The following is a 468-nucleotide window of genomic DNA, read 5'->3' as shown; positions in this document are numbered from 1 at the left end:
CCGCCGTGGGCATCGACGGGCCCGTGCCCGATCCCCCCGCCGCTCTGCGGGACGTTCGGGTGGTCGGGGACCCCGCGACCGCCGACGCCGTCGTCAGGGCGCTGCGCGCACTCGGTGCCGGGGCCCGGACCGCGGGCCCCGCCGATCCGGCGGCCGACCGACCCTCCGCCGTGGTCCTGTGCGCCGTCCCCTCCGTGCCCATCGGGGGCGCGGGCGAGGCGGGTGGCGCGGAGACGACGGAGGCGGTACCCGACATCGACCACGAACTCGCCGACCGGCTGTTCGAACTCGGCATACCCCGGCAGTACTGTCACCGCGAGGGCGCGATCGTGTGGATGGAACCGCCCGCGCTCGCCCCCGGCGACGTCACCGCCGCCCATGTCCGGGCCCGTCGTCTGGCGACCACCCCGGCCCACCGCGAGTTGGCCGCCCACTGGTCCGGCGCCGCCGTGGAGGAACCCGCCCCAC

1 pseudogene is annotated in these 468 nt (G+C 77.8%); it reads left to right on the top strand.

Annotation, left to right across the window (positions count from 1 at the left end):
* Positions 1-23 precede the first annotated feature (23 nt).
* Positions 24-468: pseudogene (locus FNQ90_RS26470) on the top strand (hypothetical protein); the annotation flags it as partial.

The sequence above is a fragment of the Streptomyces alkaliphilus genome (assembly GCF_014141535.1).
Classification (GTDB): Bacteria; Actinomycetota; Actinomycetes; order Streptomycetales; family Streptomycetaceae; genus Streptomyces; species Streptomyces alkaliphilus.
The sequence above is the reverse complement of the archived record's forward strand: the minus strand, read 5'-3'. Positions and strand labels throughout refer to the sequence as shown.